The 8,464-nt window shown below is 57.0% G+C and carries 8 protein-coding genes; 3 read left to right on the top strand and 5 right to left on the bottom strand.

Features of this window, described 5'->3' with window-relative positions:
• Nucleotides 1-242: 242 nt before the first annotated feature.
• Nucleotides 243-1,031 (bottom strand): crotonase/enoyl-CoA hydratase family protein, encoded by a 789-nt coding sequence (locus A3754_RS13405; RefSeq protein WP_063520095.1) that lies wholly within the window; start codon nucleotides 1,029-1,031, stop codon nucleotides 243-245.
• 123 nt (nucleotides 1,032-1,154) lie between these two features.
• Here A3754_RS13405 and A3754_RS13400 point away from each other — a divergent pair, with 123 nt between their 5' ends.
• A complete protein-coding gene (locus A3754_RS13400; protein WP_063520094.1) occupies nucleotides 1,155-1,475 on the top strand; it encodes a thioredoxin family protein in 321 nt (106 codons plus the stop codon).
• Nucleotides 1,476-1,514: 39 nt separating this feature from the next.
• On the opposite strand, the gene A3754_RS13395 is transcribed toward A3754_RS13400, so the two are convergent.
• Entirely contained in the window at nucleotides 1,515-3,278 is a 1,764-nt protein-coding gene (locus A3754_RS13395) for an Ig-like domain-containing protein (RefSeq protein ID WP_063520093.1), read from the bottom strand.
• A 175-nt stretch (nucleotides 3,279-3,453) separates the two neighbouring features.
• Nucleotides 3,454-4,482 (bottom strand): medium chain dehydrogenase/reductase family protein, encoded by a 1,029-nt coding sequence (locus A3754_RS13390; protein WP_063520092.1) that lies wholly within the window; start codon nucleotides 4,480-4,482, stop codon nucleotides 3,454-3,456.
• 210 nt (nucleotides 4,483-4,692) lie between these two features.
• Between A3754_RS13390 and A3754_RS13385 the strand changes: the two genes are divergently transcribed.
• On the top strand, nucleotides 4,693-5,475 hold the full coding sequence (locus A3754_RS13385) for a hypothetical protein (protein WP_063520091.1): 783 nt from the start codon (nucleotides 4,693-4,695) through the stop codon (nucleotides 5,473-5,475).
• Nucleotides 5,475-6,392 carry a LysR family transcriptional regulator gene (locus A3754_RS13380; RefSeq protein WP_063520090.1) on the top strand — a complete coding sequence of 306 codons (918 nt, stop codon included), beginning with the start codon at nucleotides 5,475-5,477 and terminating at the stop codon, nucleotides 6,390-6,392. The genes A3754_RS13385 and A3754_RS13380 overlap by 1 nt, the downstream gene beginning before the upstream one ends.
• Here A3754_RS13380 and A3754_RS13375 read toward each other — a convergent pair whose 3' ends face one another.
• Together A3754_RS13375 and A3754_RS13370 are read right to left on the bottom strand one after the other, a co-directional pair.
• On the bottom strand, nucleotides 6,393-7,283 hold the full coding sequence (locus A3754_RS13375) for a hypothetical protein (RefSeq protein ID WP_063520089.1): 891 nt from the start codon (nucleotides 7,281-7,283) through the stop codon (nucleotides 6,393-6,395).
• The gene (locus tag A3754_RS13370; RefSeq protein WP_063520088.1) at nucleotides 7,280-8,413 is read right to left on the bottom strand and encodes a hypothetical protein; all 1,134 of its coding nucleotides are present in this window, start codon (nucleotides 8,411-8,413) and stop codon (nucleotides 7,280-7,282) included. The genes A3754_RS13375 and A3754_RS13370 overlap by 4 nt, the downstream gene beginning before the upstream one ends.
• Between the last annotated feature and the right edge of the window lie 51 nt (nucleotides 8,414-8,464).

The raw sequence follows: 8,464 nt of genomic DNA, 5'->3' as shown, positions 1-8,464 counted from the left end.
CGCAACGGCGGCGTGTTCTTTGTGGTGGTGCGTTAATCGACTAACCCTCAAGCTGTAGCAAGAAAGCCGGCATTAATAGTCGGCTTTTTTGTGGGCGGCCCTTATAGTAAGTTTTCGTAGGTCGACTTAGGCGTAGCCGTAAGCCGACAATCTGTCTTCTTTCTGGCTGCGTTGTTGGGCGTCGGATTACGGCCTTCGGCCTCTCTGTGCCCTTGGGTAAATCCGACCTGCTTTAAGACGCTTTACGTGTCATCTTTTTCAAAGCTCCCATGGCGGCCTGCGCCTCTTGCGAAGCGTTCTGCGCCGGCCAGGGCTTCTTCGAATACTACCGGGAATCCCCCGGCGCCTTCGTCGCGCAGGGCGGTTTCCTGGTCCTTGTCCCATTGTTGGTAGGCGGATAGCCGGTCTGCGCGCAGGCAGCGTTGTGGGAAGGCGGCGATCTGGCGGGCCAGGGTGATGGCTTCGTCCAGTGCTTTGCCTTCCGGGGCTACCCGATTGGCGAGGCCAATCTGCAGGGCTTCTTCCGCATTAACCGGACGACCGGTGAGAATCATGTCCATGGCGCGGCTATGGCCGATCAGGCGGGGCAGGCGGACGGTGCCGCCATCAATCAAAGGCACGCCCCAGCGCCGGCAGAACACGCCGAAGGTGGCGGTGTCCTCCATCACGCGCAGATCGCAGAACAGGGCCAGTTCCAGTCCTCCTGCGACCGCGTAGCCGGATACGGCGGCGATTACCGGTTTGCTTAACAGCATGCGCGACGGCCCCATTGGGCCGGGGCCTGTCCCCGTGGCTTCCACCTCATTTCGCAGTGCCGGGTCGCCCATGGCAGACAGGTCGGCACCGGCACAGAAATTATCGCCAGCGCCATGGAGGATGGCTACATGCAGAGTCGGATCCTGCTCAAAGTGGTCGAAGGCGGCACGCAGCGCATCGGCGGTGGGCCGGTCGACGGCGTTGCGTTTTTCCGGGCGATTCAGGGTGATGATATAAAGGCCGTCTCGTTGTTCTGTTAAAACCGGTTCGCTCACAAGGTCACCTTGGTTGTCTGCCACAGGGGAATCATTACAGTGGGTTCTCTACAGATGGGAACATCTAAGCATAAGACTTGCCGGTATGTCTGCCGGTAGCGGGCGAGTTTGTTGGAGACGGTGATGGCGTATGTGCGTGAGTACGAAGATGAGAGCATTACCCGCGAGCAGCTGGATCAGGGTGACGGGTTGAGACTGCTTGAATTCGGCGCCAATTGGTGTGGTTACTGCATTGCGGCCCAGCCGGATATCGAAGCGGCGCTTGCGGAGCACTGCGATCTTGAGCATATAAAAATAGCGGATGGGCCGGGAAGGCCCTTGGGGCGTAGTTTCCGGGTGAAGCTCTGGCCGACGTTGATTCTGATCAGGGACGGTGAAGAAACCGGGCGTATTGTCCGGCCGGAGAGTGAGAAAGATCTGAAGGGGTTTCTTCGCAGCTGTTGAAAGCGAGCAAGATGGCGGGGCAGGGTCCCGCCGTGTGTCTTAGTGGCTAAGCGTGATGATGGCCGTGTTGGACCAGGCGCCCGCCTGATCCTTCACCCGATAGGTAATCGAGTCAGTTTTATTGCCAAAGAAGAAGGGAAAATAGCGTAGCTGGCCATCTCCAAGGTTCTCTGCGTAGCCCCGATTCGGACCTTGTGTAATCTCAAGAGAAGCGGGGTCGATGTTGTTTTGCGCATCGGTATCGTTTTCCAGTGGGTTCAGGTACTGCCAGCCCCAATAGCCGATAGACAGATTGTCGTTATTGGCCTGGGGGGCACTGTTTTGGTAGGAGACGGTGATCGTGGTCGAGTCCTGGTCTTTGAACCCTTCGTCATCTGTCACGGTAAGCGTCGCCGTTATGATGATGTCATCGTCATTGGCATCAAGGTTGGGCGTTTCGAACTGTGCCACGGCCTGGTCTGCGCCGGTAATATCAATATCAGGTTGATCCAGTGTCCATTGATATTCTGTGATGTTGCTGTCGTCGGAAGAGAATTGCCCGTGCAGGGTGAATGTCTGGTTCTGGCCTGTTGAGAATCCAGGGCCAGCATTAGCTGTTGGTACGCTGGGGTGGCGAGCATTAAGTGCAATGGTTCCCAGCAGGGCAGGGTTCTGAATGCCTCCACAGTGCTGGGAAAAACTGGCCATGAAGCTGTCGACCTGGTCTTCCTGTTGTTCAATGGAATGAACGGTAAAGCCACCGGAAAGCGTGTTGCACCCTCGGCCGTCGCCGGAAATGCTGAGTCCACCAAGGCCATCGCTCTGAAAGGGGAAGCGCTCAGCCTGATAGTTGCCGGGTTGTAACGCCGCATTGTAGGGCGCGGCAAAATCCGCCCGCCAGTTATCGCCATCATCAATGTGTACGGACACGCCATTGTCATAGTTAATGCTGGGGTTGAAGGTACTGAAAGCATCGTCGAAGTACAGCTGCTTGCCTTGCCCGATATAGTCACCTTCAGGGCTGTTAATCTGCATGTAGGTTAATGGCGCACTTTTACTCACCAGTGGCAGCGTTAGTGTTTGGGAACTGTTTTGCCCAAGGCTGTCAGTGACGGTGAGTTTTAGCGTGAGCTCTTCGCCATCCAGGGGTAGGGAAGGAACGGTAAAAGATGGTGTTGCGCTGTTCGTGTTCGTCAACGTAATTGCGGGGCCATTCAATTGCTCCCACTGGTAGCCGGCAATAACACCGCTATCGGAATACGACTTTTCGGCAGACAGGGTTACAGAGGTGTCGTCAATGAGCTGGCGCATGGGGCGCTCAATAACCGCAACGGGATGCGGTAAATTTTCTGGCAGAGTGGAGTTGATGCGGATGCTGCCGTTCAGCGGGGCATCGTTATTGCCGCAGTACTGTACGAAGTCCAGTGCTATGACCGGATTCGCTGCCGCGAGATCCAGTTCATGAATGAAGAAGTCACCGTCAATGGTGTTGCAACCGCGGTGATTCATGGAAACGGAAAGGCCTGCTCGCAAGGCACCTTTAAAGGCATTTCGTTGTGCATTCAAATAGTGCTCTTCTTCCAGTACCTGGTTGTCCGGTGAAGAAAAAATCATGTCCAGGTCGGTGTTCGCGTCTTCGTAGCCCAGAGTCAGTCGGGATTGTGTGTAATCCAGGCTGATGGTTCCGGTACTGTCAGAGAGCGTTTGCGTAATCCCGCCTCCAATATAATCCCCTGGTTCGCTGTTGAGGTGAATGGTACCTCCGGCTGTGGCAACGGCAGGGGCCAGAATGCAAGGCAAAAGGCTCATTAACGTCAGTTTCATCGTTCCCCCTTGTGTGGTCTTGGTCCGGTTTGATACCGGTGTCACAAGGAGTATAGGAATCGCCGGGGCCGGGAATGTGCGATATATCGGACAGTGCTGTAGGCCATCACGTTAATGTCAGGGGGTGTGACCGTTGTGGCAGTTTAAATAGGTTAGAAATTCAGCGCTGTTGGTGTCACAAAATTTCCAGCACCACCTTGCCCACCGATTTACCTGACTGTAGCAGTGCCAGCGCCGCATGAGCATCATCGAAGGCAAAGCGATGGCCCACATGGGGTGGAGGCAGGGCAATGGTCTGTAATTCGCTGAGCAAGGCCTTCATGCTGGCTTTCTGTTCCCATAGCCAGATCAGATTGAAGGCCATCACCGACCGGTTGCTGCTGATCATATCCATAACGTCATAGCGAGGGCGGCGCAGGTAGCGCCAGGCGGCTTTGAGGTAGTTGGGGCGGTTGCCGGTGGGGGTGAATTCGGCGGCGCCGAAAACCACCAGCCGGCCCATGGGGTTCAGTGCGGCAAAGCTGGCTTGCTGGACGGTGCCGCCGATGGCGTCGAGCACCAGATCGAAACGGTGGCCGGTTTCGGTGAGTTGTCGGGAAAAATCCGCTTGGCGTATCAGCACATTTTCAAAACCCATTTCCTGCAGCATCGCGGCTTTGTCGGGGCTGCCTACCGTTCCAACCGGGTTGGCACCCAGCAGGGTCGCCAGTTTCATGGCCTGCAGGCCGACTCCGCCGGCGGCGCTGTGAATCAGTACACGTTGCCCTGTCTGGATGGCGCCGAGGGTGGTCAGGGCATACCAGGCGGTGAGGGTCTGGGCCGGGAAGGCGGCGCCCTGAACGAAGCTCCAGTCGTCGGGTAGGGGGATCAGGTAATCCGGTTCGCTATCAACACTGGAGCAGTAACCGCCGAACCGGGTGACACCCATCACCCGGTCGCCAACCTGGAAGGCGCTGTCGGTATTGTCGGTATCTGTGCCTGTGTCGATGACTGTGCCGGCAAATTCCAGCCCGGGGATGAAGGCGCCTTCCGGGGTTGCGGAGTAAAGGCCGGTAAGGGCGAAAATATCCGCAAAATTCAGCCCCACCGCATGAACCTGCACCCGGACATGCCCGAGAGACAGGGGAGGCAATGGCCGCTGCTTTTGAACCAGATTGGCCAGGCTGCCAGCCTTGGGCGTTTCCCAAACTGTTACCGTGGGCATGACGAGTTCCGATGGTTAAATGGCCAGTATGCGGGGTCGCAGGGTGAGGCTCAATGTGCCCGTACCTCAGGATACAGGCCTCTTCATGCTCTGCGCAGTACAGGCATTATGTCGCTGCATATTCATCTTGTTGCTTAGCTTTCTTCATGTCAGTCTTTACCCCGTATTTATGTCAGCCGATTGCCGGCAGACAGTAAGGAGATTAACGACATGGAAACGTCGACACAGGGACGGGCGGTGCGCGTCTGGCTGGGCTATGCCTTGCCGACACTGGCTCCGGCTCCGCATCGTCAGAAACTGTATGACCAGCTTGGCCAGATTTTTATTCCGGCCACGGTTCAGTTTATGGGGCCGTTGGGATTGCAGGCTTATATCCCTTCCATCGTACCGACCAGCCGCCATGCGGTGGTGCCGGACGAAATTGCGCTGGTGTTTTATCCGGACCCGGCGACCTACGAGGCGGCGTGCCATGAAAGCTGTGGCGGGCGTGCCTATGCATCGCTGCACAGTACGGTTTTCAGTTTCAGTACAGAGGCGGGCCGGCCGGCCAGCCACAGTGCATTCCCGGCGCAGTTTCGCGGTGACCCATCCCAGACCGGGGCCATGCAGGTTCTTGATCACGGTGAGAGTTGGCAATCCGGGCGGGTTATCAGTGAAGTCGCGGTGCGCACGGAGGAAACCGCAGAGGCCTTCCGGGGCGCGGTTTGTGAGCGTTTTGCCGGATTGCTGAAAGCTATGCCAGAGGGGCTGTCTGGCGCGTTCCTGTATCTGGACGATGATCTCTGTGTTTGTTGGTCGCTTTGGACTGGTAATCCGCAACCACTGGCCGAAGGGCTGGGCGAACGAGCGTTGCTGAGCGAATCCGTGCCTTGCTCTGTGCCACCTTCCCCCTTTGCTCGCTATGCCGGGCTCCATGTGCAGGCAGGTGATAGCCTGAATCTGCAGTTCGCCACCAGCCCCGCGGTGCCCGCGCCGGCGGAGGAGGCTGGCTGATGGGTTTTTCCAACCGGGATTTCACTCTGCTGGACACGCGCCTGTTCAAGGCCTTTATGGCGGCGGCAGAAACACGCAGTTTTACCCATGCGGCCACGCGGGCTCACATGACGCAATCTGGCGTGAGTCAGCATATTGCCAAGCTGGAAGAGCAGATTGGGGTCACCTTGTTCAAGCGGATCGGCAAGAAGGTGGTGCTCACCGATGCGGGCGATGCGTTGACCCAGTACATTCGGCATCAGATGCTCACTACCCAGCAGTTCATGGATGAAGTGCATGCCATGGAAACCCGGATTGTGGGGCTGGTGTCCTATGCCATGCCGCCCAGTTGTCTGATGTCACCGCATTTTCCCATGTTGCTGGAGCGGCGCCTGGCGCACCCGGATATCGAGTTGAAAATTACGCTCACATCCACCCAGGACGTGGTGCAGATGGTGCTGGATGACCGGGCCGATTTTGGTTTCGTGACGGAAAAAAATGACCACCCTCTGCTGGAATACCGGTTGTTCTGTCAGGAAGAATATGTGCTGGTAAGCCGTGACCCGCCTGATGGCAAGCGGCCCAGTGAAAGCGTGATACTGGAGCAGGCGTTCATCAATTATCCCGGCTCAGGGTATTACTATGATCGCTGGCTCAAGCATGCTCTGCCGGAGCGCTGTAACCTGAATGCCTATTCGTTGACCTATGCCGGGGAAATTAACTCAATTCACGGTGCCATTGATATGGTGGTGGGCGGCCTGGGTGTGGCGGTGCTGCCCAGCCATTGCGTTGCTTCACAGCTGGAAGACGGGACCCTTCATCGCGTGGAAACGGGCAAGCCACTGATGAACAATATCTATATCACCACTATCAAAGGCCACGATTACCCATCCCGGGTGGAACAGGTAATCGACTGGTTTTTCGACATGACTCACTGATCAGATCAGTGCGATTAATGGCCCCTGGGTGGCGTTGATTACCAGCAGTCGACTGCTTGCGGCGTTCACCGCCTGTTTGGCCTGACAGGTCCAGCCCAGGCAGTCCGTGTGAAAACGATTAACGGTGAGCTGGCCATTACCGGTCTCGTAGGCGACAAAGCCGGGTCCTTCCTGCAGGGCAATCGTGGCGGTCTGTGTGGTGTCCATGGACAGGGGAAGCTTGGTGCCCACCGGGTGCGAACCCTGGGAAGGGTCGTCCATGTAATGGTCGATGTTCACCGCGTTGTAGCGCGGGTTCATCTTGAAGAAAAAGTTTTCCCCGCCGAGCGTGAAAAAGCTGAAATTTTCCCAGCCTTTTGCCCATTCCTTATGCCAGGTCATGGCCACGCCAAGCGGGGTGTTGGGAGGCACCGTGAGTTGATAAAGGCGGCTGGTGCCGGTGCTTTTATTGTAGGCCATGAACTGGCAGCTATCCCGGTAAGCAAAGGCATGTACGGTAGTGAATCCGGTAGTGATGTCACCGTAGGTTTTCTGGAAGCGATACTGGTGTGCGAAGTGGTCCGGCATCACGCGGAAGAAATCAAAAATACCGTCTGACTCGTTGTAGGCGAGTAGATGCAGTTGATTACCCAGCATAAAAGGGCTGAGTTGTTGATACGGTTTCTCCGCATTCAGCTCGATAACGGGGCTAAAGCTGTGTGCTTTTTCATCCACCAACACCATGGACAGCATGCCATTGTGCTGGCTGATGAATAGCTCGCTGCCTCGTGCACACAGGCTACTGGCGTTGCCCAGAATCTGTTCGCCGCTGAAGGGTGCCAGTGGCGTCAGGGTTACCTGGTCCCGTTGTTCCTGTGCGCACACGGAAAACCATTGAATTGCTGTACTCATTGTCCTTTCTCCTTTCGGTCGGCTTCGGCGGCCAGCAAGGCCCAGGTGGCGAGTGCGCCGTTGTAGCTGGTGTATAGGCCCTGCTCCCGGTAGATGTAGCCGGCCCAGCTGTCCTGCAGGGAGGCGGGCAGGGCGCCATTGATAACCGGGTCGGACACATTACGCACAAAGCCAAAGGCCGTTTTTTGTTGCTGGCATGCCATGCCGACCACGGCATCGTCCATTTCCACCATGCAACCCAGTTTTTCCAGGCCGTTATCGGTGGTGCCGAACAGGAAGGTGTCGGTGGTGATGATGGGTTGTTCTGTGACCACTTTCAGTTGAGCGGCGGCCGGGTCGGGGTCGATATGGGCGCCTGCAGGATACTGTGGGCTCACTGGCAGAATCTGCGGCCCACGGGTGTGGAGCACTCCTTCCTGGGCCAGAGGGAGATAACGGTTATCCGGCTGCCAGCTGGACGTCACGGTACTGTGATTGAAACGGGCATTGGCGAAGTGTTTCAGGCAATGGAAATAGGCCTGGTTGGTAATCAGGGCGCTGCCCAGGGCGTCTTCGCTGCGTACGCCGCCACCAGTACCGATGGATAACAGCAATGAGGGTTGGGCTTCCTGGCAGATTTGTTCAACAAAACGGATCAGGGGAAGCTGGCTGCCATCCTGGGCCAGGTGCATGCCGGATTTGACCAGCAAGACGTTCAAGTCGCCGATGCGGACCTGGCGGAAGCTACCCCAGCTTTCGCTGTACAACGAAGGCGCGCCGCCCTGGAAGGTCTTGGAGACATCCACCATATATTGATAAATCTGGTAGTAGTCGCGCTGGTAAGACAGCCAGCCTTCCTGCCATTCATGGCTGTGCAGCTGATCCGGTGTGAGCGGATCACGCCGGTTGGTGAGTACCTGATTCATGGCGGCCCACTCTGCCAGGGTCCAGGTCATCACGACCACGTCGGCTTTGGGTAAGGGAGAATCGGCTTGATGACTGGGCGTTTCTTCGATGTGGGGAATCCGGTTATCCGGAGCGCCCAGTTTCTTCCAGTCCACCGCAGGCAGGTGGTCGGGGTTTTCAGGTAGCGCAATGATGCGTTGTGCGTTGAGCAGGGTCTCGGGTACCAGCGATGTGTCGAGGCTCATGAATCGTCCTTGTTCTCTTTTTATTGCCGGCTCCCCCCAAGGTACGCTGTG

The sequence above is a fragment of the Alcanivorax sp. HI0083 genome (assembly GCF_001635175.1).
This window is presented reverse-complemented; position numbering and strand designations above follow the sequence as displayed.